The sequence below is a fragment of the Methylophaga sp. genome (assembly GCF_965655755.1).
In the GTDB taxonomy this organism is placed as follows: domain Bacteria; phylum Pseudomonadota; class Gammaproteobacteria; order Nitrosococcales; family Methylophagaceae; genus Methylophaga.
Genome location: NZ_CBFHHW010000002.1, coordinates 85269 through 111278, shown reverse-complemented (window position 1 = coordinate 111278; position 26010 = coordinate 85269). Strand labels below are relative to the sequence as shown.

The following is a 26010-nucleotide window of genomic DNA, read 5'->3' as shown; positions in this document are numbered from 1 at the left end:
GATTGAACTGAGGTAATCATCTGCCCGATGGACCTTGATTACCGAACTTCTCTTTTTTGTATGCGTTTATGGCTGCCAACATTCTATCGACTTCTTGTTGGATTGAGTCAGCAGCATTATCAGAGAGTGTTTCCTGTTCCTCTGTCGCGGCTTTTTCCAGATCGTGAGCTGCATCTAACACCATTATAGCGCCAATAGCAGAAGCGCTTCCCTTGAGTTTATGTGCGGTTTTTTTAACTTTGTCAAAGTCTCTTTGTTTCAGTTGTTCGTCCAGTTCATTGAGTAAATCCGGTGTTTGCTGTTCAAACATTTCCAGCATTTTGATAAAGAGGTCTTCATTGGATAATAAGCGCGCCAACGAAGCTTCGTGTTCCCAAAAGGGTTTATCTGCTGAGTTAGAAGTCTGTTTTGCTTGTGTTTCTATTACCTGTCGCTGTGTATCAGAAGTCCATGGATTGTTGCGTGCCTGTAACCATTGACTTATTTTGGCTTCTAAATCATCCGCAGAAAGCGGCTTCGCTATGTAATCATTCATGCCAGCACTGATACATTCCTCACGGTCACCTGTCATAGCACCCGCTGTCATCGCAATAATCGGAATTTTCTTATAATGCGTGCCGGCATCCCCGTGACGAATAGCTTCCGTGGTTTGAAACCCATCCATCACCGGCATCTGACAGTCCATCAAAATCAGTGCGATATCAGCTGTTTCATTTAACAGTTGAATCGCTTTAGCGCCATTAGAAGCCAACTGGATTGTCATTCCGTAATAGTCCAAAATCCCTTCGGCAACGCGTTGGTTGATTTCATTATCATCAACAACCAGTATCGCCGTGCCCTTAAACGCTGATAACAGATCGGATGAACTCTGTTTATCAAGCGAGAGAGTTGGTGAAGTTTGTCTCATTGGTTCGCCGGTTAGCTCTGACAATACGGTAGCCAGTTGGATTGGCATAATAGGGCGATAGATAACTCGATAGGCAAAGGAGGGCGACGAGTTTTCCAGACTGTGTCTTTGTTTAAATGTGAGTGTGAATATAAATTGTTCCCGGAAATCCTGACCTGACAAGGTCTGCAGATGTTGTCTGACACTGTCATCATCCAAACCATTCTGACCTAATTGACTGATGACGATATCAATGGCTTCTTCCTGTCTGTCTCCATCAAGAATAGTCGTTGCTCCCCAGCTACTGATGAGTTTATCCAAAGCCTTTTTAACGGTGGGGCTGCTTTCTACAATTTGAATGGTGTATTGAGTCAGGTTTATCCAATTATCCAGCGTTACGACTTCTCCCTGCATAGATTTCAACGTTAAACTAAATGAAAAAGTACTGCCTATACCTTTCTGGCTCTCGACATGGCATTCACCGCCCATTAAAGCACATAGATTATGGACGATAGATAGGCCCAACCCAGTGCCACCATACTTACGGGTGGTCGATATATCTTCCTGTGAGAAGGCTTTGAAAAGCCGATTCAGTTTGTTTTCTTCAATACCCACGCCGGAATCTTTAATACTGATATTGAGGATGAGACGATCATTAACGACGTCATCTTTGGTAGCAGCAGTGATAAGAATTTCACCTTTTTCAGTAAACTTAATGGCGTTGGAAATGAGGTTATTCAGAATTTGTTTGATTCGCAAGCTGTCACCCATCGCTATGGGATGTTTGATATCTGCAAGATCCAAGACAAGCTCAACATTCTTATCCATTGCACGGGCAGCCATCGAGTTTGCTGCCTGACTGATAGTATCGATTAAATTGACAGGGAGTTGTTCAACTTCCAGTTTTCCGGCCTCAATTTTCGAGAGGTCCAGAATATCGTTTATCAGCATTAACAATGATTTGGCACTATGCGTTGCCATCTCCAGGTAGCTTTGCTGCCGTTGACTCAGATTTTCACGTTTTAATAGATTATGCATACCTAAAATGCCATTTAAAGGCGTACGTATTTCATGGCTAACATTTGCCACAAAACTGGACTTCATTTGGCTAGCCTCTATGGCTTCGTTTTTGGCTTTTTCGAGTTCTTCGGTTCTCACCTTAACTTTTTCTTCCAGGGATGCGTTTAATTGTTCCAGTAACTGTTTATTGTGCGTCTGCTCGGTGATATCGCGAATAATGGTTGAGACCCCGACAATGTGCCGTTTGTTTTCATATATTGGCGATAAAGACACAGACAAAGCTAGCAACTCGTTGTTACTACTATAGGTGCTAATTTCCAGGGTCGGAGTGGACTGGCCGGCGAGGCAAGCAGAGACACTCTCTGAAAGTGATTGGTCGTCAGTTTGAATAATGTCTTCAAGGGCTCTTTCTGCAATGCTAAAAGGGGGTAACTTAAGAATATCGTAAGTTGCCTCATTCCAGTCGTTAACCTTACCGTGTTGAGTCAATGTCAAGATGGCATCACGTGAACTTTCAATGACAGCAGAATACTGGGATTGAGCGTAATTCAGGTCCACCTGTTTGAGCAGGATTTTTCTATAGACCAAAATAATGCTACCGCCAATTAAGATGATAACAAACAGCGTGACCGTACTTGCCTGACGTCGATTCGATATACTCTTATGAAGCTTAGATTGCGGTACTGAAACAATAAAATCGATATAACGGTTTTTTCTATCACCGGTAAGATTAACGCGACTTTGACTGGCCAGTATTGTTTCGCTACGGGTGTTTAAAGTATAGGTTGTTAATTTTCCAGTCTCTGAAACGAGTGTGAAATCATTTTGTCTGGATGAAGCCGAGTCATCGAGTTCATATTCAAAGGATTTAGCCGCTCGGGGATGAGCCAGGTAATGGCCTGCTGTATTGGTTATGAAGAGTGACATATCTTGAGGCAGATTGGTTTGAAATGCTTGCAGTAATAATTCGGCATTGTAATTGATGATGACGATGCCGAAGAATTCACCGTTGTTGTCAAACACCGGGGTAGCAACGCGATAAGTCGGCCAAAGCGGATAATCGAGACGGCCGAATTCGCGATTCAGCGTTATATCGGAAATATAAATTTCATCCGCGTTGAGTTCTGATGTCTTCTGAAAATACCTGCGCTCACCCTTGGGTTGTAAACGATTGTCAGGGATAATCCGCATGGCGCCTGAACCATGCTGTCTTTCTACTCTGACCAACTCCTTGCCGTTATTGTCTGCTCCAATATAACGAATTTGAGCTATGTCCCGCTGGCTACTCATAAAAGCATAAAAGATTTTGGCCAACCTTTCTTGCCATAACATCATGCTGGTATTTTCGATCTGGTCGATACCTGCATTTTCCGAAGCTCGTATGATGCCTGTTATAGGCGGTGTATTAGTTAAAAAGCGGACATCAGCCGCATTACTCTTAAAGGTTTTATTGAGTAAATTCTGCTTATCTGATGCTTGTTGCGACAGAGAGGCTTGTAATTCAGTTCGCGCTTCTTGTTTATGTTGACGTTCAAAATAAACAAAAATAAGTAAAGCGCAAACCAGTAACAATAATGAACTCAGCAGTAAAAAAATATTGGCAGGGTTCTTTTTGAAATTGATCCTCCTCGTCACGCTTTTTGGCCTTGGGTAATACCATTCCCCAGATACGCTATAAAGCCCTCAAGGGGTAAGGGTTTTGCATAGAGATAGCCTTGCCCAAATTGACAGCCCAGCTTCATAAGTTCATCCCTATGAGCCACTGTTTCGATACCCTCTGCAATTAAATCGAGATGCATGGACTTACCTAGATTAATAATGGTTCTTACAATTTCATAATCACGGGTGTTTTCAAGCATTCCCAGTACATACGACATATCCAGCTTGAGCTTATCAACATCTAATCTACGCAAGTAGGTCAGATTTGAGTAGCCTTTACCAAAGTCATCTATTGAGAGCGTGATCCCCATATTCTTCAGATGCCGGAATTTTTCGAGGGTACCTTCAAAGTCGCGAATAAAAGCCGTTTCTGTCACTTCTAACTCAAGCATTCCAGGTTTTATACCGGTTCGCTTTAGCGTCGTTTCGATACTGTCTATAAAATCATTATTTAAGCACTGCACTGCAGATATATTGACCGACACAGGCACATCAAAGCCTTTTTCTGACCATTCGTAACAGTCTTCACAGGCTTTTTGCAGCACAAGATTACCCAGCGGAACAATGAGGCCGGTCTCTTCAGCAATGGGTATAAATTCTATTGGTGAGACAATCTTATCTGAGTCATCGCGTAAACGAGCCAATGCTTCCACACCCATTACAAGGCCTGTACTGAGCTCGATTTTAGGTTGATAAAATACATTCAGTTTGTCTGTGTCATTCAGACAATGACGCAATAAATCTTCCATTGAACGGCGTTGCAATAGGCTGATTTCCAGCTCTTTCGAAAATACACGGTAAACGTCACCCCCCTCAAACTTAGCACGATACAAAGCCGCATCAGCTCGTTGCATAGCTATGTCTGGTTCATGACAATTGGCATTAATGACACTGACACCGATACTGACAGATAGTGAATAACTATCATCATCAATAGTGAAAGGCGCCCGTAATAAATCGAGAAGAGAGTGTAGGCTGGTCTCCAGCTCTTCTGCGTTTGCTATATCACGAAAAATCACCATAAACTCATCGGCACCCAAGCGACCTACACTATGTGCTGGCTCATAATTTTCAAATAATCGTCTGGCCAGTAATTTGAGAATCGCGTCACCGATACCATTGCCATATGAATCATTGAAAGATTTGAACTGATCGACGTCGATGACAGCCATCGCCACCGAGATATCAGACGCATTAACGGCATCACAGGCTAGTTGCAGTTTTTCACGGATAAAGATTCGGTTGGGAACATTGGTAAGCTGATCATAACTGGCTGCTTGACTTCGCAGTAGCGACAGGCTGATTGACTGGCTGATGTCATGTATGACTGCAACAGCGCCTGTCATATTGCTCTCAACATCACGGATGGGTGCGGCCGTTTGTTCTACCTGAGCCAGTCTGCCATCTTTCGACACCAACTGTGTATTAAGTGGCATACGAGTGACTCGCCGTTGTCTCAAACAAACTCTGATAGGGTTTTCTGTATTCACTTTGGTTTCGGGATCACGCAGTTGCATCACTTCTTCAATAGAGTGACCCAGCACTTCTGACAGTTTCCAACCAGTAATGAATTCTGCTTTGGGGTTAATAAAAGTAACCAATCCCTTTATATCGGTTGCAATAACACCTTCATCAACCGCTCTGAGAATAATATTGAGGTATTCTTTTTGCTGGAATAGGGTTTGTTCAACTTGTTTTTCATGACTAATGTCGACCATGGTCATCAGATAACCATCAGCGTAATTATGATAGTGTACTTCAGACCAGGTAATAATAAAGTGACGCGTTTGACCAGGGCTTAGCTCAAATGAGGTGGACAAACGATGCGTCCCGAAATTATCGGGCAAGCAATGCTTCATATCTTCCGTCACATGCTTGGGTAACAGCAGGGAAAGATGCTGGTTTAGCAATTCCCTGGCATTGAAGCCAAACCAACTGCCTTGCACATCATTACAATAGTGGTTGTGCCAGTCTTTGCTCCAGTATGAAATAAAGCTGGGTATCTGATTAATAAGATGAGTCAGCTCCTGTTTTGCGTTCTTCAAGCTGCTTTTTTGTTTTTGAAGAAGTAACTGGTTTTTAATTCTGAGTTTGCAAACCTCGTAATTAACTGGTTTGCTGATGAAGTCGATCGCCCCCATTGTCAGCGAAGCAATTTCATTTTCCTGTTGGGAGTGGGCCGTGACAAAGATCACAGCAATGTCATCGTTCACAGGATTGGCACGAAGTTGCTGACACACTTCAAACCCATTCATGCCGGGCATCTCTATATCTAGCAAGACAAGGTTTGGGCGCAAAGTCTCTATTAGTTGTAGCGCTTGTTCCCCGGATGAGGCTGAATGTATCTCGCCCATCTCTGAAAGCGTTTCTGATAACTCCAGAATAATGGAAGGGTCGTCGTCAACGACCAGTAGTTTGGGGGGACTATCTGATTGTTCGCAATCCATGGTAAACATATCCATTCCCCTGATTGAGTATCAATCGCTGTAACAGTTTCAGATAATCCTCAATCCCAATGTTTCATTGAGATAAAAATCTCATCCGAGGTGTACGGTTTAACCATTGAACTCAGCTTACTAAAAAGGGTCATACACTGCAATTAAATGAGGTTACAGTATGAAAATCAACGTAGTAGTGATGCTCTTGCCGCTCAGCCTCTCTCTGACTATATCGGCCAAAGATTTGGGATTATTAGAGGAAGATTGTTTTAATGAGTGGAAAACGCGACATTGGGTTCTGGGTGAAGATAAGACACCGGCACATCAGGTTCCTCGGTTTGCAGCAGGTATCAAACAAATTTGTGAAACCCGGGTACGTTTATTTAAAATGAATTCTGATATTTCTCCCTACATACAGGGACGGCTGGCTGAGGTGGCGCCTTATGTTTTCAGTGCCGACCAGCAGTCGATAGAAGCCTTAATCATGAAACTTGAGGACCGGCCGTCGGGCCCAAGGTTTTCGGGCTCTACAATGCGTGACTAATTTCACTCAGTAGAGGTTAATTTGGTGATTTTTTCTCTTATCTGATCGATGCTTATCGGCTTGGTGATGTAATCATTCATACCGGCTTCAAGACATTTCTCTTTGTGGGTTGAGCTGGCATTGGCCGTTAACGCAATAATCCAGGGGTGACGTTCGGATTTCGCTGTTAAACGAATCAATCGCGTGGCTTCAACGCCATCCATTTCTGGCATCTCCCAATCCATAAATATTAGGTCATATTCATTTTGGGACTGCATTTCCAGCGCCATTTGACCATCATCTGCCACATCTGCTCTATAGCCGAGCTTTTCTAGCATCATCACCATCATTGATTGATTCATGGTTAAATCGTCCGTAACGAGTATTTTCAGATTTTGTTTATTGGTTTCAGGCGATATCAGTGGTCGTTGATTGTCATCGTCAATATCAACAACTTCGAATGGAAGTGTGAGTGTAAACTGTGAGCCTTTGTCTATTTCACTGATAACAGTGATATCCCCGCCCATTAGAAGTGCCAGATTTTTTGAGATAGCCAGGCCTAAACCGCTTCCACCAAATTTACGCGTGGTGCTCGTATCTGCTTGTGAAAAACTGTGGAACAAACGACTTTGTTGAATATCAGTCATGCCAATGCCGTTATCGCTGATCATGATATTTAACAGTGGCTGACTTTGGGATATCTCCTTTCTAACACTTAACTCAATGGTTCCCTGACTTTCAGTAAATTTCACCGCGTTTGATAAAAGATTAATGACTATTTGTTTAAGTCTTGTTGTATCCGTTCTGAAATAAACTGATTGCAACGATTGGCTTATATTCAGTCGCATGTGCTGCGATTTTTGTTTGGCTTGAGGCAGGGTAATATCAATACATTGTTGAAATAACTGACTCAATTGAACTGAACTGTAATCGAGCTCAATTTTTCCTGCGTTGATTTTTGAAAAGTCGAGAATATCACCAATAACAGCGGTCAAATGTCCTGCACTGGTATCGATCGCGTTGACGATTACTTTCTGTTCATCATTCAACCTTGTCTGCCTGAGTATGCTTGTCATACCGACTACCCCATTGAGTGGTGAGCGGATTTCATGACTCATGCTGGCTAAGAATGCATCTTTGGCTAAATCGATTTGCCTGGCTTTTCGATTACGAGATAACAAAATTTCAGCATAGACCGCCGCCAAAGTCAGTAGCAATCCGAGTAATGCTAACGATGCAAGTGACGTTAATGGAAAAGCACTACTATTTCTGACGGCTAATAACCATTCCCCGGCATCAAATTCAATCCTATGAACCTGTGCCTTGTCATCAAATACAACCGGTTCACCCCAAAACACTTCACCGTCATCGCCGAGACCATGGCGACCTTTAAGCGCAAAGTCATAGCCATTTAATGTGCTTGAGCTGAGCCCCGCCTTAGCCATTAACGACTCCGTTGTAAAAAGCACCGTTGCCAATCCCCAAAAATCGTCAGGAACAGGCTTATCGCTAGATATAATCAGTTTTTCACGGAGACGTGTCGCCGATGCATTGGGCGAGTCCATGTTAAATAGGGCTTTCCTGGCAATGATTGCCTCACCACCTTGAATGAGTTTAATTGGGCCAGTAATGACTTGATGATAATCATAGATAGCATTAACGATTTGAGTCCGGCGACTATCATCTTCGAACAAATCATAGTCCATGGCTTTATTATTACTGGCATCACCCGTTAGATAGCGAATCACACCCTGAGGTGCGAGTTGCAAACTTATAACGCCTTCAACTGAAGCATGGAGTTCATTAGCAAAATGGTTGAAGTGATGACGAAACCGTAACTCTTCATCTGGAACTGTTAAGTCTAATTCGGCATAACTATATAAGAAGGCATTCAGGGCATCCAACGTGAATAGACGCCGGTCGAGCGAGCTTTGCAGAGAAGAAGCGTATTTTTTTAAGATGTTGTCAGCAGTATCAGCACGCTGGGTTTCAATATTTTTATACTCAACCAATACAAGCATACTTGTAGCTAAGCAGCCCAGTACAAAAATCACTAACGCTGCGAGATGCTGCTCAAAAAAGATAAGTAATTTTTTCACTAAACCAGTTTCACTTTAAAACGGGATAAGTATCATAACCTGTGGTGCGCGCTCAATCATGCCATTGATACCCGATTTGTTGGACCAGTAGGAATATTCAGCCCCTATGTAGACCTGATTGTTCTTATTCCAGTAATCACTGACATCAAGCAACAACTGAGGCGGCGTTAAGACACTTGCCTTACCTCCTGAAATTTTCATCAATCTGCCTTTTATCGCCCATCCACTGTAAAGACTCGAAAGAGCAGAGTTTGCGTTTTATTAAACAATAAACGACGTTACTTTGCCGATGCGATTTGTAAGACAAGTTCGATCATTACGGGAGAGGCTCCTATGTGCTCGGTGACATCAATAGTGATGTCTGGATATTGAGGTTTGATCGCCGTGATTACCTCGGGAATATCCTGTGTGACGTGTTTACCTGAATTAAGAAAGTAGGGCATGACTGTAATCTGAGTAGCACCTGCTCTCGCACACTGCTCAATCCCATCGGGTATGAGTGTTTCAGCCAGCTCGAGAAAAGCTGATTCGACCAGGTCAAAGGAGTTATCCTGTCTCTGTGCCACCAACTCGGCCAGATCCATCACTTCCTGATTAGATGCTTGTCTGCGACTACCATGAGCCACAATAAGTAACGCTTTCATTTCTCTCCATAAGCTTATTTTTTAACGCAGTTATTGACTACAATGATGCACTGAAATTCCACGTGAGGATATTCAGCCAAAATTTGCGGTCTCTTGCTATGCATATAATATCCGGGGTACCGAACAATGTTGAAGTCCAGTCTTTTAATCGCTTTACTGACCACGCTCAGCTCAAATGCGTTTGCACAGCAACAAAACAAACAATGTGAACTCATTGCCGGTCTGACGGGTGACTATTATGCCCAACGGCTTGAGGGCAAAACACAACAACAGCTCCAATCTGAGACACCATCTGAATTTGCGAATCTGGATTTCATCCGAACCATTGATTTAGCCATCAACCTGGCGTTCTCATTTCCGGAAGATAAATCGGAACAAGAAGTCGAAGAAACGGTCTTTGCTTCGTGTACCCGGCACCAATAAAACCAGGATTAACTCATCACGCCTTGACGATGTTTAGGGCAACAGGTAACTAATTGTCTGCCATGACGGAATTGATTGGCCTCGTCACCACAATACATACAGCGTCTGACCGAAGTCATTTGTGTTTTGCGAATGATATCGGCAATATCCTGGTTGCCATTGATAAGATCACAGGAGATACGCCCCATGTGTTCTTCTATAAAAACAATTCTGGGTAAAAACATTCGCTGACGCTTCTTACGATTGATTTGTTGTGCGATATCTTCAATTCTGGCGCACATATCGAACACCAGCTCAAACCAGCCATCAGGAATCGTAATCGTATGATCTCTGCCCAGCGTTATTGGACAGCGAAGTTTTAATCGAGCTGCTTGAGATGCTTTCATAACGACACCCAAAAAAAAGGATGGCACCATAGAGTGCCATCCAACTTTAACCAAGATATAGCATAATGAATCACTGCAGTATTCAACAGCGACATAAGCTAGACCACAGCTTTAAAAGAATTACTGCATAGAAATGCAAAAAAATTCTGATTAACTGATGCGTCTATATTTAATACGCTCTGGTTGATGATCTTTACCAAAACGTTTTTGATAATCTTCAGCGTATTCCGCATAGTTACCCTCAAAAAAGACCACCGATGAATCGCCTTCATAAGCGATAATATGCGTGCAGATGCGATCCAGAAACCAGCGATCATGTGAAATAACAACAGCAGAACCGGGAAACGCAAGTAAGGCTTCTTCCAGCGCACGTAAAGTTTCAATATCGAGATCGTTGGTCGGTTCGTCAAGTAATAAAACATTGCCACCTGATTTCAGCAGTTTCGCCATATGCAAGCGATTGCGCTCACCACCGGATAAGTCTTTAACGAATTTTTGCTGATCCGAACCTTTGAAGTTGAAACGGCCACAATATGCACGTGAAGGCGTTTGGTAGTTACCGACCGTAATAATATCAGCACCATCCGAAATTTCTTCAAATACCGTGCGGCTACCATCCAGATCGCGGGACTGATTCACGTAGGCCAGTTCCACAGTGCTGCCCATTTCAATCTCACCAGAATCAGGTTGTTCCTCACCTGCAATCATACGGAACAGGGTAGATTTACCGGCACCATTTGCACCAACGATTCCGACAATGGCACCGGCCGGAATGGAGAGGCTTAAATTTTCGAACAATAGTTTTTCACCATAAGATTTGGTGACGTTGTTCAGTTCAATTACCTTATCACCTAAACGTGGACCGGGCGGAATATAAATTTCCTGGGTTTCATTGCGTTTTTGGAACTCACGCGAGTTCATTTCTTCAAAAGATTTTAAGCGTGCTTTGGATTTCGCCTGGCGGCCTTTAACTCCTTGACGAACCCATTCAAGTTCAGATTGAATGGCTTTGCGGTGTGAAGCTTCTTCTTTCGCTTCCTGTGCGAGGCGGTTGTCTTTTTGTTCCAACCATGAGGAGTAGTTGCCTTCATAAGGAATACCTCGGCCACGATCAAGTTCCAGAATCCAGCCGGCCGCATTATCAAGGAAGTAGCGATCATGGGTGATGGCGACGACGGTGCCGGGATATTCTTGTAAGAAGCGCTCAATCCAGGCAATTGATTCTGCATCAAGGTGGTTGGTCGGCTCGTCGAGAAGCAACATATCAGGATGATCCAATAACAGACGACACAGAGCGACACGACGTCTTTCACCTCCTGACAGTACTGAAACAGGTGTTTCCCATGGTGGTAGACGAAGTGCATCGGCAGCACGTTCCAGTGCATTTTCAAGATTATGACCGTCTTTGGCCTGGATCAGGTTTTCAAGGGTAGCTTGTTGCTTGGCTAATTCGTCGAAATCTGCGTCCGGTTCCGCGTAAGCAGCATAAATAGCATCGAGGTCGGTGAGAGCCTGTTTGACATCAGAAACAGCTTCTTCAACCACTTCAAGTACTGTTTTACTGTCATCCAACTCCGGTTCCTGCGGCAGATAACCGACATTGAGATCAGGCATCGGCCGGGCTTCGCCGATATAATCCTCATCAATACCGGCCATAATACGAAGTAGGGAAGACTTACCCGAGCCGTTAAGTCCCAACACACCTATTTTGGCACCCGGAAAGAAGGAGAGGGAAATATCCTTAAGAATTTCGCGTTTGGGCGGTACGATCTTGCCCACGCGATCCATACTGTATACGTATTGCGCCATGATTGAATTCCACTAAAACTTGAATTGTCAGAAGCGCTGAATTTTACAGCTACAGCCCCCAGAATGCGAATCTATAAAGTACGGCTTTGTTAGTTCAGATTGTGCAACGATTGATACAATTTCCGTTCGAACCGGCGTATTTCACGTTTTTCATGACGATGAAAATCGGGATGGTGATAGTTGGTGACAAATTGCACAAATAATACGTCTTTGCCAGATTTTGTTTCTAAAATACCAGCAATATTATAAGTGCCATATAAAGACCCCGTTTTACCTCTCACTCTGCGTTTCAACTCTTCAGTACGTAAACTATAACGATAACGTAAAGTACCGCTTTTATCTGACTCTGAAAAAGTATCAATCAAGTTTAATTCAGGGTGTGTATAGATAAATTGCACAATTTGCATAATATGCTCTGCGGTGAGCCGGTTATTTCGCGAGAGCCCCGAACCATCGGCTAATTGTGCATCAGAGAAATCAATGCCTGCCTTGTCTTTTAAAACCGCTTTTACTGCAGAAACACCATTGTCAAAACTCCCCGGCTCATTGTAGTAACTTCTTCCCACAGCTTTAAGCAGATTATCGGCGATGAGATTGTCTGAATCTTTGATCATTTCATCGAGCAAGACTGACAATGCATCGGACTGATGATGGGCGATAACCACGCCCGAAGCACGATCGTTACGTATAATCTCGCCACGTAAATCAATGCCGGCATGTTTGAGCTCACGCCGTATCATTTCAGCTGTGTATAGCTCGGTATTTTGAACAGCAAAACTTAAAAACCGTGGAATTTCATGCCTTCCTACGCAGCCACCCAGTTTGTACTGATTGGTTTTATCGGCCATCAACTTAAAGTTGCAGTAACGCTTTTCCAAACCATCCAATATCTCCAGGTTTTCGATGATGTTAATAGGCGCGTCGCGTGAGATTTCAAAACCTAGTCGGGTCCTTTCTCTATCTTTGAATACCATTTTGGCAACGGCGCAGTTATCATCCAGAGAAATGGCACTTGAAGGCGCACTGTAGCAGACGCCCAGATTATCCCAGGGCCAACCATCAGCTAACTCGAAGTCATTGAAAGCGCTTGCATTGAGGTAAATATTGCCCTGGATGACATCGCGATCTTTTTTCAGTTTTCCAATCAGTTTACGAATATCATCACGTCGCAGGCTGGGATCGCCGGAAAATCGAAAGATAATGTCCTTATCTTTTACTTCTATATCAGTATTGAATTTAAAATTAGCACCCAGCTGAAGTGTTGCTGCCAAGGCTGTAACCAGCTTCTGTACGCTGGCAGGAGGGCGGAAGGTTGTTTCGTTATGACTTATCAACGCTTGCCCCGTTTTAGCATCTAAAACCAAAACACTGGCTTCCGAGCCTGCCGGTAACTTGCTCATAGCGTCAGCAAACATCGACTCATTACTCTCAGCTGAGGCAATGGCGGTAGAGAATAAAAGCGTGAATAGAATAGGTAAAAATTTCGGCATAAAACCTGAAACCATAATATTGAGCGCCAGAAAATGTAAAGAACGATTAGTTGCCCTGGCATCATGTGACAGGGCTGATAATTCAAAGTCTCTATGTAATAAAAAGGAATGTAAAGAGGTATTATTTCACTGTTGCGTGAATTCGAAACCGGATCAGGAGCTTATCTGCCACACCTAGAATACCTCCGAGTGCTGTAAACGGTTTGATGCCGAAATCCGACTGCAACAATTGAATTTGCCCCATCACTGTCAATGTGGATATAACGTCGGTGAGAACAAGGTAATAAAAATCTCGATATCGGCATGAGGGATAAAGAAACCCTGAACGTTAATGATTACCCTGTCGCAACATGGCAAACAGAATCGATAATAAAAGTAGGAAATCGTTATTGCGCGCAAGGCGAACTAACCATACGAGGTATCAGTCATCAGAAATCAGGTGAGTTCAATTTAGTATCGACTGACTATGGCTGGAACCTGAAAGGGAGTTCTGAACTCCAACGTCTTAATTATGATTTGGGTATCGGTGAGTTTGCAGACACAGACTTTATACCCAATACGGTAACCGTTCACTATGATATTAAACTTAAACCGGTTGATTAAATCTCACAAAGAGAGTGAACTCTAACCGAGAAGCAATTTATAACGGAAGGAGTCGAATCTTGCTAGAACAAAGCATTATTACACTCGCCAGACACCGTCTGAAATGGCTGAGAGTCCTTGTTGCAGACAAACAGGCCCCGTCAGTAAAAGTGCAAAATGCCTTTTATGAACTGACGGGCCTAACCAGCTTGCGCTTTGTACAGGACAATGGCTTATCTGAAGAAATGCGGTACGAATTGGTTCTGATCGATAACCTTGCCATACTGGCCGTTAAATACACGCATCCAGACGTGTTGAAATTCTTTTCCAAAGAAACGCAAAAGCTTGCTGGTTATCTGGATATGCCGGCGAGAGAATTAGTCGATCTTATTTTTAAAGATGGCGCCCGGTTTAATAACCAGGAAGCAGTTTCAGTGGCGATTCATCGCGGCTTGGTAGAAAACATTAACGATGAATCGCAAGCCTATGAAAAACTTAGAAGTATTGAAAAAAGATTGCAGATAATTTGATTTCCCTGCAAATGCTGAATGCACTGTATTCATCGTTTTTTAAAATACAACGATATGTTTTGACTGCTGTGAAACAGGCGATATCAATCTGGTATTTTGACGATGCATACTTTCAACAAAAGTTTCAATTTTGCTTTCTCAGGGACATAATGGGGTAGAAGTGAGTTTTTTGCCTCAACTCAGGCATAAAGTACGAAAGCTTTTTATTTTGCTCTTTAATCAAATAACTCTTTCTTGAGATGAGTTCAATGGACTGAGCAATGCAAAAGAAGGAGCTAGACGGTGAAAATCTTAATTGTTGAAGATGACCCGATTTTTATTTATGAGCTGAAAAACATACTTTCTGGTATGTGTGCCGTTTTTATCGCCTCATCCGGACAAAGTGCTGTTGCAACAGCCAGAGACATCCTTCCTGACCTCATCTTGCTGGATATTGGTTTACCGGACTTTGATGGCTTTGATGTTATGAATGAAATCAATAACAACGATGCCTTTAAAGCGACGAGTATTATCGTTATCACATCCAGCGATACGCATAAAATGCACAAAAAATCACTGGATTTCGGAGCTATAGATTTTATATCTAAACCAGTTGACCATAAGCTCTTGCAAACTAAAGTCAGGAATGTTCTTAACCAGGCTCAATCGATTAGTGACCAGGCGAAAAACGAATGTTTTGATGAGTACAGTTCCTTAGATCGCCGATTCAAGAATGTCTTGGCCATGCTATCAGAAGCTGTTGTAATCTGTGACCCAAATGGTCAGATAGAGATGGTCAATGACTATTGTAACAAGCTGTTTGGTTACGCAGATGACGAGTTGATAGGTAAAAATATTAACAGCCTTTTACCTGATAGGGCAGGTGCTGACAAAGCGCACTCGTCTGCACACTATGTATTTGACGATACTGACATGTCAGGCGTGCTGGAAGAGATAAAAACCACTACCCGAAAAGGTAAAAATATCCACATTGAAATTAACCTGATTGATTATACGGATAAAGAAGGGAGTCATTATCTCGCTTTGATCCGTGACATTTCAGAAATTAAACGCACACAGGCCCGATTGCTGAAAACGGCATTATATGACTCGCTCACTGGACTTCACTCGCGTGAAGCCTTGGATCTGGATACTGAGAGATTAGTTGAAATTGGGACAACGAAAAGCATTTTTGCCTGTTTAGTTGATATCGATCGTTTTCATCAATTAAATGCTGTTTTTGGTTACGAACGCTGTAATGCATTATTGAAAAACTTTGCCACCCACATCAACAAAGCCTTAAGTAATCTGGGAGTCCGTGTTTATCGCGTTGCCAGTGATGTTTTTATAATAAAGTCATTAAATCCACTTTCAGCTGATGATTATGACTTACATCAAAAAGTAGTTAAAAAAGCCCTGGAAAACGTCATCGCAACCTTATCTACAGAAATGAACCATAGATTATCGATGACTGCTATAGGCAGTGTTTTCAACTCAGATAATCTAAAGAACGGTGCATTGGTACCAATGCTGGAAGATGCGCTCAAATTAATTAAAGAGCAAGGACATATAGGCAAGTTACAGTTTGTTGATGAGCTCAACTATGGTATGCGAAGTCAATTGGCCGAACTCTCACAATCATTGTTGGATGGCATTGACCGATCGAAGTTAAGCGTGGTTTATCAACCAAAAGTGTCACAAAACGGCCACGTGAGTTCGTGCGAAGCCTTGCTCCGCTGGGAAGATGAGTCATTTCGTCGACTCCAGTTAGCTGATTATATTTCTGTAGCTGAAGACACTGGTGCGATCATTGAAGTCGGCTATTTTGTTGTGGAAGAAGCCTGCATAGCGTTAGCCGAGTTGAATCAAGCCGGGAGGCAAATGAATGTATCCATCAACTTGAGTTTGAGGCAATTGGCTGATAGACATTTAATCGAAAATATCGAAAATATCTGTTACAAACACGCGATCAGTACTAAAGCAATTACATTCGAGATTACAGAATCGGTTGTTGCAGAAAATTTTGAGATGCTTACAAGCACTTTATTCATGCTGAAAGAGCAGGGGTTTAGCCTTTCAGTGGACGATTTTGGCACAGGGCATTCGAACTTTAAGTATATTAACAAGCTTCCTATTGATGAGATTAAGATTGATAAATCATTTCTTGATGATGTGATCGATGCAAAGGGGTTTTACCCAATCATCGATACAATTATCAATATGACCGTTGCACTGAAGCTTAAAGTCGTTGCTGAGGGGGTTGAGACGCAAACGCAAGTCGATTACTTAAATAAAAAAGGCTGTGATTATATTCAGGGCTTTTTCTTTTACCGCCCACTCACCAAAGCCGTGTGGCTGGAAACCTTCTCTTCAACTGAAACGCCTTTTTATTAAAACCACGCGATCAAATCAAAGATCCTACGTGATATATGTAATCGCTTAGCGTTATAAGAAGTAATAAAAAAGTACCTTTCCCCTTGTAAATGCCGAATGACAAAAAAATATAAAGTATTAATAGCTGGAATATCAGCGTTAATTTTAACCGTCGGTATAGCGCGATTTGCCTACACGCCTTTTTTGCCGCTTATGTTGGATCAAACCGAACTCACCACATTTTCAGGTGGCTGGTTAGCGACATTTAACTACGTAGGGTATTTATTAGCTGTGCTGCTGATATCGCAGATTAATAATTTACAATTTAAATTCAACTTTTACCGATTGAATCTGATTATTGCTGTGATAAGCACAGTCGGAATGGGCTTAACAACAAACATTGCATTGTGGGGCATACTGCGTCTGATAGCAGGTATTTCCAGTACGGCAGGCATTATATTGGCTGCAGGCTTTGTGATGAGTTGGTTAAAACAACATCAGTTTAAAGCGCAGCTCGGATTACACTTTTCGGGACTGGGATTGGGTATAGCGATTCCGGGCATTCTCATTGCACTGATGAATCATCACTTCGACTGGGCCTCACAATGGATAATAATGGGACTGTTTGGATTGTGCTTTTTTGTGCCTGCCTGGTTATGGATGCCGGCACCGGATAAAACACATAAACAAATGCCCATGCATCATAAATCAGCCTCAAGGCGCTGGATGCAACTAATGGTTGGCGCGTATTTTTGTGCAGGTGTAGGCTATGTTATCAGTGCAACCTTTATTGTGGCGATCCTTGAAGGCATGCCGGCTCTAAATGGAAAAGAGGATTGGATTTGGGTATTACTGGGCATCGCAGCGGTACCATCCTGTCTTATGTGGGACTGGATTTCACTCAAAACGGGTGAAGTAACAGCTCTTATTCTGAGTTTCATGATATTGCTTATCTCAATCATGATTCCGGCACTGAGTGATTCGCTTTTGATAAACCTGATTGGAGCCTTGTTATTTGGTGCAACCTTTGCCGGCATCGTGAGTTTAATGCTGGTTTTTATCGGCCATAAGTTTCCTGCCAATCCTGCAAAAGCGATGGCAAAACTGACCATCAGTTATGGCATCGCCCAGATTACCGCGCCCGCTATCGCAGCATATATTTCAACCATTACCCACACCTATACGTCGGCGTTATGGCTTGCCGCCGCATCGGTATTCGTTGGTATCATATTGCTGTTATTTATCTATCAAGAAGAATCGCGCATAGCAGCCTGAGACTAGGCCTTCAGGGACGTTGTTCTTTTTGCAACAGCAACTTTTTGCGTTCAATTCCCCAACGATAGCCGGCCAGCGAACCATCATTTCTGACGACGCGATGACATGGGATGAGTGCTGCTAGTTTATTGGCCGCACAGGCATTCGCTACCGCTCTGACAGCAAGGGGCGAATGTATCTGTTTTGCTAAATCGTTGTAACTAACAGTTTGGCCGGGTGGGATATTCTGTATCGCAGTCCAGACCTGTTTCTGAAAATCGGTTCCCTGAATATCAAGCGGAATAGTCAGCTTCAGAGAAGGATCCTCAATCGAACTAATCACTTGTGCGATAACTTCTTCGTGCTCTTCACGTGCAAGACGCAATTCTGCTTGAGGAAATTGATTTTGCAGATCCAACATCAGTGTTTGAGGATTATCACCGAACAGAATGGCGCAGACACCCAGTTGACTCTGAGCAATAAGAATACGCCCCAGAGCACAGTCTCTGACTGCAAAAAATAAAGTCATCATGAATCCTCTATAACCATTAAAACAGAAGCTTGTGTGTACCTCACAGCACTTTCTGAACATGAAACCAGTACAGCAACCAAACTGTCAATATATCTACCTTATGCTCAGTAACACTCCGTAAAAAGGGGGGTTATCGCTAAGGTGCACACTAAAATATAATCATGTGTAAATCGTGGCTAAGTCACTAACCTAAAAACAGGCAGCTGCCATCATGGAGAAACTGCACAACCCCGAATTGGGTGATAATGAGAAATTCCAAACGATTGCTGAAAGATACCCTCATATAGCGAAAAAAATAGATCTTTTTTGGGGGTGTGAGCTTTGTGTGCCATATATTGAATCGCTTTTTACAGAAACTCGAGGTGGCACCAGAAAAGGGTTCCCTTATGAGGACATCCTCATACTACTTGATATTAAAATAGAACACGAAGAACAATTCGGATTTCATCTTAATAAAACAGACGTCTGGGATTTGTCTGACTGAAAATGGCTTTTTACAATAAATCACCGCAGGCAGTTATGATTGCTGTAAATCAAATAACCAAAAACGTTCCACTGGATTTTAATGCCATCCCAGCAACCAGTTTTCATCCTCTTTCAGCGCTTCCCAACGTATGTGATAAACCTTTTTAGTCAGCACGGCTTCTAAGTAACAGTGTGTGACCACGCCTTTCGCATCTCTATCAACTTCCGTCACCATAAAGTGCTTTTCTTTACGAACCAGTTTAGTAGCAGTCCATTTAGATTGCATTAACTTTTCAGGGTTGATTTGGTTCATACTGTTTTCCCTTTTGTAGACACTCACAGATTATTCACGAGTCAAGTGAGTATCCTGTGAATGTGCTCAGTCAAACAGTGAATCGACGGAATCATAATGAAACAAGATAAGGCTCTAAAACATTTAAGGAAAAGTTACGAGAAAGGGCATTTGAATGAAAATGAAACGCCCAACCAACCTTATCTGCAGTTCACCAAATGGCTATATGAAGCGATCGAGCTGGGTTTCTATGAGCCTAATGCAATGACTCTAGCCACTGCAGATGAGCGGGGTCGACCATCTTGCAGACCCGTTCTGATAAAAGCTCATGATGAACGTGGCTTAGTCTGGTTTTCCAATTATCAAAGTCGTAAAGGACATCATCTAGCAAAGAACCACTATGCCTCTTTGCAATTTTACTGGCCTGAATGCGAACGGGTCATCCGAATTGAAGGTTCGGTCGAAATGATCGCTAAAGAAGAATCTGATGCTTACTTTGAGGCGCGTCCTTTAACCCACCGTATTGGCGCCTGGGCCTCATCACAGAGCGAGGTTATTTCCGGAAGACAAACTATCGTCAAACAAGCCGCAAAATACGGCGCTCAATTTGGTCTGAATCCGCCGCGGCCGCCACATTGGGGAGGTTATCGTCTGCTCCCTGAGTATTGGGAGTTCTGGCAGGGGCGACCATCACGCCTGCATGACAGAATCGCCTATTCAATAACGGCACAAGGAGAGTGGGTCAAACAACGACTCGCTCCATAAAATACGCACTATTAGCCTCGCATTTATATCAAACCCATAATGCTCTATTGTCAGCCGCGCTTAGTTGATTTGTTTATTTAGCCAACAGTGCACGCCAACCTTTATCTTCCATACAATAAGCGATGCCCAGACTGACTTCACTGAAATTAGCATTCGCTTTATAGTCTTCACCCAAACTTTCTAAACAGGCATCACCATTCTGATATAGCTGTTCTGGGCCAGCACCGGCTTTCCACCATGAGTTAACCTTGATCACATCAAGTGGATCTTCGGTCACAGTCGCCTCAGAAGCTTCTTCCATTGCAAGAGTTTCTTCCACTGCAAATGGATCCCCCTGGCTCTTGGAATAGGTGGTTGAGAGTGTCTTTAGTTTCCGAGGTTTAAGACTATAATCCGAGTCCATGTCGACAACAATCCAGCCATTGTCTTTGAGACATTTATTGACCTCTTCTTCAGATCTGTTATTACCATCGCAATCCGTTTTTTGATTCTGAAGATCTTGCACAGAAGCGCCTCGTTTATAACTGAATTCACCACCACATGCAGTCAATGCAGACACTAAAGTAAAACCTAATGCAAACCTGTATAAGTCATTGATATATATTAATTTCATCTAAGTTAAATCTCCCGGTTACATATATAAGAGTGAACTTAGCTTAACGCAATCAAAGAAATTTCTTTCTACGCAATTTGACGTATTTAGACTTTCACTACCCCCGCCTAGTATTGCTCCTGAACATTATTTCCGGGCACACATTCTTATCAATCGGCTAACAGGGGTAAACCATGAAAACAAGACTCAATTCGCTCACCTGTGCAGTAGCTTTAGCTAGCTCTGCGATGGTGGCTCCAGCAATCTCTCAAGCAGCAGGTACGATTACATTTGGTGAAGATCAATATGTAAGCGTCGGCTTCGGTTTGATCGGCAGCTACAACTACACGGAAGACGGATTTAACAATGGCTCTGATGATTCAAACGACTTCACACTGAACCATGGACGACTATACCTGGCAGGTGCTCTGAATAAATATATCAAAGGCATGTTGAACACTGAAAAGTCGGGCGGTAACGATAACTTTCAGGTTATTGATGCAGTCGGTATCTTCCAATTAACACCTGATTTTTCAATCTGGGCGGGTCGATTTTTATCACCTAGCAGCCGTGCTAATTTAGCAGGTCCTTTCTTTACCTCAGGTGATGGCTACTGGGCCGACATCACTGCACGCTATGGCTGGAATGGCGGCGTCATCGGACGTGATGACGGTGTAGCTGTGGTTGGTTTGGCACTTGATCAACGACTGAACTATTCGTTTGGTGTTTTCGAAGGTAAAGACATTTTTAGATTCTCTGTTGGAACGGATGGCTCTGGTCTTGAGGACCGCTCTAACGCCGACGACGATGACTTGATGTATGCCGGTCGTCTTCAATACAGCTTCTGGGATAAAGAAACCGGCTACTACGGTACAGGTAATTACCTGGGTGCTAAAGATATCTTCACTATTGGTGTTGCTGCACGTGAAAAAGGTGACGGTGCAGCTTCAGCGACTGATGTTGGTGATTATTCCCAATGGACCGTTGATCTTTTGCTAGAAAAGCAGCTGGGTGCTGGCGCAGCTTCATTTGAAGCCGCTTATTTCGATTATGACACCGATGATGTGTTCCTCAGCGAGCAAGGCGATGCTTATTACGCTAGTGCTGGCTTTATCTTCAAAGAAAAAGTGGGTTGGGGTCAATTCATGCCTTTTGTTCGTTATCAAAACTTTGATGCAGACAATGATGTTGAAACCAAACGTACCGATTTCGGTGTGAACTACATCATGGATGGTTATAACGCCTCAGTCACGGCTGTTTATAAAGATCTTGAAGTAGACGGCAGTGATGACGCAGACATTTTTGATGTCTCAGTTCAGCTTCAATTTTAATCCACTTATAGCGTATCAAACCGTTTCTTCAATGTAGGAGAGATAAATGAAAACCATAGTAAAACTTGATTTAGATAAAAAGCCCTGGGAACAGGATGGTCAAATCCATAATCGCTGGCATCCCGATATCCCAATGATATCCATGGTTAAACCCGGAGAAGAATTCCGTGTGGAATGTATGGATTGGACGGGCGGCCAAATTGGTAATAACGACAGTGCCGACGATATTAAAAATGTCGAATTAGAGCAAGTTCACTACCTGAGTGGCCCAATCGGTGTCGAAGGAGCTGAACCCGGTGACTTAATGGTGGTAGACATTCTTGATGTTGGCACTTTTGAAGAGTCGCAATGGGGGTTTAACGCCTTGTTCGCAAGAGAAAATGGTGGTGGCTTCCTGACCGATCATTTTCCCGAAGCAAGAAAATCTATCTGGGATTTCCATGGCATATACACCACATCGCGTCATGTCCCTAACGTGAAGTTTGCCGGCATTATGCACCCAGGTCTTATTGGTTGCCTGCCTTCAAAAGACATGTTGGAAAAATGGAATAAGCGTGAAGGTGACCTGATAGCAACGGACCCTAATGCTGTTCCTCCATTGGCCTGCCCACCAACTGAACAGGCGGCTGTCATGGGGAAAATGAAAGGTGATGCAGCTGCAGCGGCCGCGAAAGAGGGGGCGCGAACAGTGCCACCTCGTGAACATGGTGGTAACTGTGACATTAAGAATCTTACCAAAGGTTCGCGTGTTTACTTCCCGGTATACGTCAAAGATGGCGGCTTATCGATGGGTGACCTCCATTTCTCTCAGGGTGATGGTGAAATCACTTTCTGTGGTGCTATCGAAATGGCCGGTTACCTTGATATCAAGGTTAATTTGATTAAAGGCGGTGTCAAGAAATACGGCATCAATAACCCACTGTTTCAACCTAGTGTTGTTGAGCCCAAATATAGCAATTATCTGATCTTTGAAGGTATTTCTGTTGATGAACAAGGCAAACAACATTATCTCGACGTCAACGTGGCCTACAAACAAGCATGCCTCAATGCCATCGAGTATATGAAGAAGTTTGGTTATACCGGAGAACAGGCTCTCTCAATCCTTGGCACAGCGCCTGTTGAAGGACATATCAGTGGCATTGTCGATATACCAAATGCCTGTGCAACCCTGTGGTTACCGACCGAAATATTCGATTTTGACATGTTGCCAAATGCGGATGGACCGGTTGAGTTTGTTACCCCTGGTACAGACATGAGCAAGACCTCTTCATAGGAGTTATCAGGATGCCTTTATACGACTATCGATGTAATGACTGTGGCGATTTTTCTGCGATGCAGAAAATGAGTCAATCGTCAGAACCCACTCATTGCCCGACATGTGGTGATTTGGCAGAGCGGATTATATCTGCACCACGCCTTGCACTGATGGATAGAGGTACACGAAATGCGATGGAACGCAATGAGAAATCGGCCCATGCTCCTCGGCAAGCTCGTCGATCTAGTTGCGGTTGTAGTGGAACGCATACGTGTTCCACTACTGCCAAAACTTCATCACCTGAAAAAGCAGAGAAGCCTGGCTTTAGGATGCAAACCAAGAAAAACGCACGCCCCTGGATGCTAGGTCATTAGCATCAAAACGTTTTTTTCAACTGGAGATAGAAGATGAAAATATTCAATCGAAGAAAGTTTCTAGGCAAGACCGGCGCCTTACTTGGCGCAATGGTTGCTGCTGGATTTATCAGCACGTCAACCATGGCAGACGATCATGTCAACACAACCGGATTGGCTGTGACCGATGATACGGTCAAAGTCGGTATCCTACATTCACTGACCGGTACTATGGCAATCAGTGAAACCGGTGCACAGGAAGCCGAAAAACTGGCTATCAAGCAAATCAATGAGAGTGGCGGCATTCTCGGTCGTCAAATTGAGATCATTCAGGAAGATGGCGCGAGTGACTGGCCAACTTTTGCTGAAAAATCAAGAAAACTCCTTGTCAAAGACAAAGTGGCAGCAGTATTTGGCTGCTGGACATCGGCATCCCGTAAAGCAGCACTGCCTGTTTTTGAACAACAAAACGGTCTGCTTTATTACCCCACTTTTTATGAAGGTCTGGAACAGTCACACAACGTGATTTACACCGGACAAGAAGCCACACAACAAATTCTGGCAGGTCTGGATTGGGTCGCTGAAGAGAAAGATGCAAAAACATACTATCTCATTGGATCAGACTACATCTGGCCACGTACTTCAATGAAAATTGCACGTAAACACATTGAAAATGTACTGGGCGGAAAAGTTGTTGGTGAAGAGTACAAACCGCTTGGTAACACGCAGTTTGGTTCGGTTATCAATAAAATTCGTCTAAAAAAACCTGATGTGATTTTCGCAGCAGTTGTAGGTGGTTCTAATGTTGCCTGGTTCAAACAACTGAATGCAGCAGGGATTACTGCTGACAAGCAAACATTGGTCACCATCTCGGTTACTGAAGATGAAGTACTGGGTATTGGTGGTGAAAACCTGGAAGGTTTCTACTCTGTTATGAAGTACTTCCAAAGTCTGGACAATCCTAATAATGAAGCTTTCGTTAAAGCATTTAAAGAAATGCATGGCGAGGACAGTGTTATTGGTGACGTCACTCAGGCGGCTTACTTGGGCCCATGGTTGTGGAAAGCAGCTGTTGAAGAAGCGGGTAGTTTTGATGTGGATAAAGTAGTCGCGGTTTCCGAAAAAGGTGAGATTGAACTTACAACAGCACCTGAGGGTTACGTAAAACTGCATCCTAACCATCATTTGTGGAGCTATACACGTGTTGCTGAATGGCAACTAGATGGTCAGGCAAAAGTGGTTTACGAATCACCTGAACTGATCGAACCAGATCCATTCCCAGCTGGTTATCAATAGACCGTTAAATGGTATTGGCAGGCTGATAATCAGCCTGCCTTTTCCCTTCCGATAGATAAATCCTGATTTATTGACTAATCCCTTGGAGTAAGCGTTATGGGTGAGTATTCAATACAAGAATTGACTTCAATTCTAGCCATGCAAGGCTTTGCTGGAATCAGCCTCTTCAGTGTTTTACTGCTGATGGCGCTGGGTCTGGCTATTATTTTTGGACAAATGGGTGTCATTAACATGGCCCATGGTGAGTTCATGGCTATTGGTGCCTACACCACCTATATGCTCTCTGTGATGACAGAGACTTACTTTCCGGAATTCATGCCTTATTACTTTATATTTGCGATCGTCGCATCCTTTATTGTCGCCGGGTTGGTCGGCTATTTTGTCGAGTTCTTACTCATACGACATCTTTATAAGCGGCCTTTAGACACTCTGCTGGCGACTTGGGGCTTAAGTCTCATTATGCAGCAAACCTTTCGTTCTCTTTTTGGAGCACGAGAGGTCAGTCCAGCCTTGCCAGATTGGCTAATGGGCTCATTTACTCCCACAGAAACCATTTTTATTCCAATTAATGGCATGTTCGTTTTGGGCTTAACCACACTGATTACCTTGGGTGTTTTCATTCTCATGTATCGATCATCATGGGGTTTGAATGTTCGGGCGACGACACAAAATCGAATGATGAGTGGCGCCGTCGGCATCAACACGAAAAAAATTGATCGCCTTACATTCGCTTTAGGCTGCGGTATTGCAGGCATAGCAGGTGCAGCATTCACAACCATTGCTTCTACGGGGCCGACCATCGGGTCACTTTATATTGTTGATACGTTTATGGTCGTGGTTTTCGGTGGTGCAGCAAGCTTATTCGGCACGATCGCCTCTGCGTTCACCATTGCACAAGCACAATCCATCCTGGAGTTCTTTATCAGTGGCTCTATGGCAAAAGTACTAACCTTGCTGACGGTGGTCGTTATTTTGATGTTCCGTCCGGAAGGTTTGTTCTCTATCAAAGTGCGTAAATAATTGAAGGGGATGAA

The 26010-nt window shown here is 43.3% G+C and carries 23 protein-coding genes and 1 pseudogene; 13 read left to right on the top strand and 11 right to left on the bottom strand.

What is annotated here, in order from left to right:
* Positions 1-16: 16 nt before the first annotated feature.
* Together ACTF5U_RS01395 and ACTF5U_RS01390 are read right to left on the bottom strand one after the other, a co-directional pair.
* Positions 17-3541 (bottom strand): ATP-binding protein, encoded by a 3525-nt coding sequence (locus ACTF5U_RS01395; protein ID WP_438969841.1) that lies wholly within the window; start codon positions 3539-3541, stop codon positions 17-19.
* Positions 3538-6021: an EAL domain-containing protein gene (locus tag ACTF5U_RS01390; protein ID WP_438969840.1), complete on the bottom strand. Its 2484-nt coding sequence runs from the start codon at positions 6019-6021 to the stop codon at positions 3538-3540. The genes ACTF5U_RS01395 and ACTF5U_RS01390 overlap by 4 nt, the downstream gene beginning before the upstream one ends.
* Before the next feature lie 160 nt (positions 6022-6181).
* Between ACTF5U_RS01390 and ACTF5U_RS01385 the strand changes: the two genes are divergently transcribed.
* Positions 6182-6547 carry a hypothetical protein gene (locus ACTF5U_RS01385; RefSeq protein WP_438969839.1) on the top strand — a complete coding sequence of 122 codons (366 nt, stop codon included), beginning with the start codon at positions 6182-6184 and terminating at the stop codon, positions 6545-6547.
* Between the two features lie 2 nt (positions 6548-6549).
* On the opposite strand, the gene ACTF5U_RS01380 is transcribed toward ACTF5U_RS01385, so the two are convergent.
* The 3 genes from ACTF5U_RS01380 to ACTF5U_RS01370 form a co-directional block, all read right to left on the bottom strand.
* Positions 6550-8625, bottom strand: coding sequence for an ATP-binding protein (locus tag ACTF5U_RS01380; protein ID WP_438969838.1), 2076 nt, complete (start codon positions 8623-8625; stop codon positions 6550-6552).
* Positions 8626-8640: 15 nt separating this feature from the next.
* Positions 8641-8826 (bottom strand): hypothetical protein, encoded by a 186-nt coding sequence (locus tag ACTF5U_RS01375; protein WP_438969837.1) that lies wholly within the window; start codon positions 8824-8826, stop codon positions 8641-8643.
* 77 nt (positions 8827-8903) lie between these two features.
* A complete protein-coding gene (locus ACTF5U_RS01370) occupies positions 8904-9269 on the bottom strand; it encodes a sirohydrochlorin chelatase (protein ID WP_438969836.1) in 366 nt (121 codons plus the stop codon).
* 126 nt (positions 9270-9395) lie between these two features.
* On the opposite strand from ACTF5U_RS01370, the gene ACTF5U_RS01365 reads away from it, so the two are divergent.
* Positions 9396-9692 carry a hypothetical protein gene (locus ACTF5U_RS01365; RefSeq protein WP_438969835.1) on the top strand — a complete coding sequence of 99 codons (297 nt, stop codon included), beginning with the start codon at positions 9396-9398 and terminating at the stop codon, positions 9690-9692.
* Between the two features lie 8 nt (positions 9693-9700).
* Here ACTF5U_RS01365 and ACTF5U_RS01360 read toward each other — a convergent pair whose 3' ends face one another.
* From ACTF5U_RS01360 to dacB, 3 genes are all read right to left on the bottom strand, one after another.
* Positions 9701-10078, bottom strand: a complete 378-nt coding sequence (locus tag ACTF5U_RS01360; protein WP_438969834.1) for a hypothetical protein — start codon at positions 10076-10078, stop codon at positions 9701-9703.
* Positions 10079-10228: 150 nt separating this feature from the next.
* Complete coding sequence (gene ettA / locus ACTF5U_RS01355) at positions 10229-11887, bottom strand: energy-dependent translational throttle protein EttA (RefSeq protein ID WP_438969833.1); 1659 nt, start codon at positions 11885-11887, stop codon at positions 10229-10231.
* An 89-nt stretch (positions 11888-11976) separates the two neighbouring features.
* The gene (dacB, locus tag ACTF5U_RS01350) at positions 11977-13377 is read right to left on the bottom strand and encodes a D-alanyl-D-alanine carboxypeptidase/D-alanyl-D-alanine endopeptidase (protein WP_438969832.1); all 1401 of its coding nucleotides are present in this window, start codon (positions 13375-13377) and stop codon (positions 11977-11979) included.
* A gap of 291 nt (positions 13378-13668) precedes the next feature.
* On the opposite strand from dacB, the pseudogene ACTF5U_RS01345 reads away from it, so the two are divergent.
* From ACTF5U_RS01345 to ACTF5U_RS01330, 4 genes and pseudogenes are all read left to right on the top strand, one after another.
* Positions 13669-13980: pseudogene (locus ACTF5U_RS01345) on the top strand (YceI family protein); the annotation flags it as partial.
* A 59-nt stretch (positions 13981-14039) separates the two neighbouring features.
* The gene (locus ACTF5U_RS01340; protein WP_438969831.1) at positions 14040-14489 is read left to right on the top strand and encodes a hypothetical protein; all 450 of its coding nucleotides are present in this window, start codon (positions 14040-14042) and stop codon (positions 14487-14489) included.
* Positions 14490-14771: 282 nt separating this feature from the next.
* Positions 14772-16862: an EAL domain-containing protein gene (locus ACTF5U_RS01335; protein WP_438969830.1), complete on the top strand. Its 2091-nt coding sequence runs from the start codon at positions 14772-14774 to the stop codon at positions 16860-16862.
* Positions 16863-16958: 96 nt separating this feature from the next.
* Positions 16959-18116, top strand: coding sequence for a YbfB/YjiJ family MFS transporter (locus ACTF5U_RS01330; protein ID WP_438969829.1), 1158 nt, complete (start codon positions 16959-16961; stop codon positions 18114-18116).
* A gap of 10 nt (positions 18117-18126) precedes the next feature.
* Here ACTF5U_RS01330 and ACTF5U_RS01325 read toward each other — a convergent pair whose 3' ends face one another.
* Complete coding sequence (locus ACTF5U_RS01325) at positions 18127-18627, bottom strand: methylated-DNA--[protein]-cysteine S-methyltransferase (RefSeq protein WP_438969828.1); 501 nt, start codon at positions 18625-18627, stop codon at positions 18127-18129.
* A 211-nt stretch (positions 18628-18838) separates the two neighbouring features.
* Between ACTF5U_RS01325 and ACTF5U_RS01320 the strand changes: the two genes are divergently transcribed.
* Entirely contained in the window at positions 18839-19111 is a 273-nt protein-coding gene (locus ACTF5U_RS01320) for a hypothetical protein (RefSeq protein WP_438969827.1), read from the top strand.
* Between the two features lie 78 nt (positions 19112-19189).
* Here ACTF5U_RS01320 and ACTF5U_RS01315 read toward each other — a convergent pair whose 3' ends face one another.
* Complete coding sequence (locus ACTF5U_RS01315) at positions 19190-19405, bottom strand: TIGR02450 family Trp-rich protein (RefSeq protein WP_438969826.1); 216 nt, start codon at positions 19403-19405, stop codon at positions 19190-19192.
* A gap of 96 nt (positions 19406-19501) precedes the next feature.
* Here ACTF5U_RS01315 and pdxH point away from each other — a divergent pair, with 96 nt between their 5' ends.
* A complete protein-coding gene (gene pdxH, locus ACTF5U_RS01310) occupies positions 19502-20149 on the top strand; it encodes a pyridoxamine 5'-phosphate oxidase (RefSeq protein WP_438969825.1) in 648 nt (215 codons plus the stop codon).
* A gap of 73 nt (positions 20150-20222) precedes the next feature.
* Here pdxH and ACTF5U_RS01305 read toward each other — a convergent pair whose 3' ends face one another.
* Positions 20223-20762 carry a hypothetical protein gene (locus tag ACTF5U_RS01305; protein ID WP_438969824.1) on the bottom strand — a complete coding sequence of 180 codons (540 nt, stop codon included), beginning with the start codon at positions 20760-20762 and terminating at the stop codon, positions 20223-20225.
* A 173-nt stretch (positions 20763-20935) separates the two neighbouring features.
* On the opposite strand from ACTF5U_RS01305, the gene ACTF5U_RS01300 reads away from it, so the two are divergent.
* The 5 genes from ACTF5U_RS01300 (at position 20936) to urtB (ending at position 25996) form a co-directional block, all read left to right on the top strand.
* The gene (locus ACTF5U_RS01300) at positions 20936-22072 is read left to right on the top strand and encodes a porin (RefSeq protein WP_438969823.1); all 1137 of its coding nucleotides are present in this window, start codon (positions 20936-20938) and stop codon (positions 22070-22072) included.
* A gap of 46 nt (positions 22073-22118) precedes the next feature.
* Positions 22119-23345, top strand: coding sequence for a formamidase (fmdA, locus tag ACTF5U_RS01295; RefSeq protein ID WP_438969822.1), 1227 nt, complete (start codon positions 22119-22121; stop codon positions 23343-23345).
* 11 nt (positions 23346-23356) lie between these two features.
* Positions 23357-23701 (top strand): FmdB family zinc ribbon protein, encoded by a 345-nt coding sequence (locus tag ACTF5U_RS01290; protein ID WP_438969821.1) that lies wholly within the window; start codon positions 23357-23359, stop codon positions 23699-23701.
* 33 nt (positions 23702-23734) lie between these two features.
* Positions 23735-24976, top strand: a complete 1242-nt coding sequence (gene urtA / locus ACTF5U_RS01285) for an urea ABC transporter substrate-binding protein (protein ID WP_438969820.1) — start codon at positions 23735-23737, stop codon at positions 24974-24976.
* A 96-nt stretch (positions 24977-25072) separates the two neighbouring features.
* Positions 25073-25996 carry an urea ABC transporter permease subunit UrtB gene (gene urtB / locus ACTF5U_RS01280; RefSeq protein ID WP_438969819.1) on the top strand — a complete coding sequence of 308 codons (924 nt, stop codon included), beginning with the start codon at positions 25073-25075 and terminating at the stop codon, positions 25994-25996.
* The last annotated feature ends 14 nt before the right edge of the window (positions 25997-26010 follow it).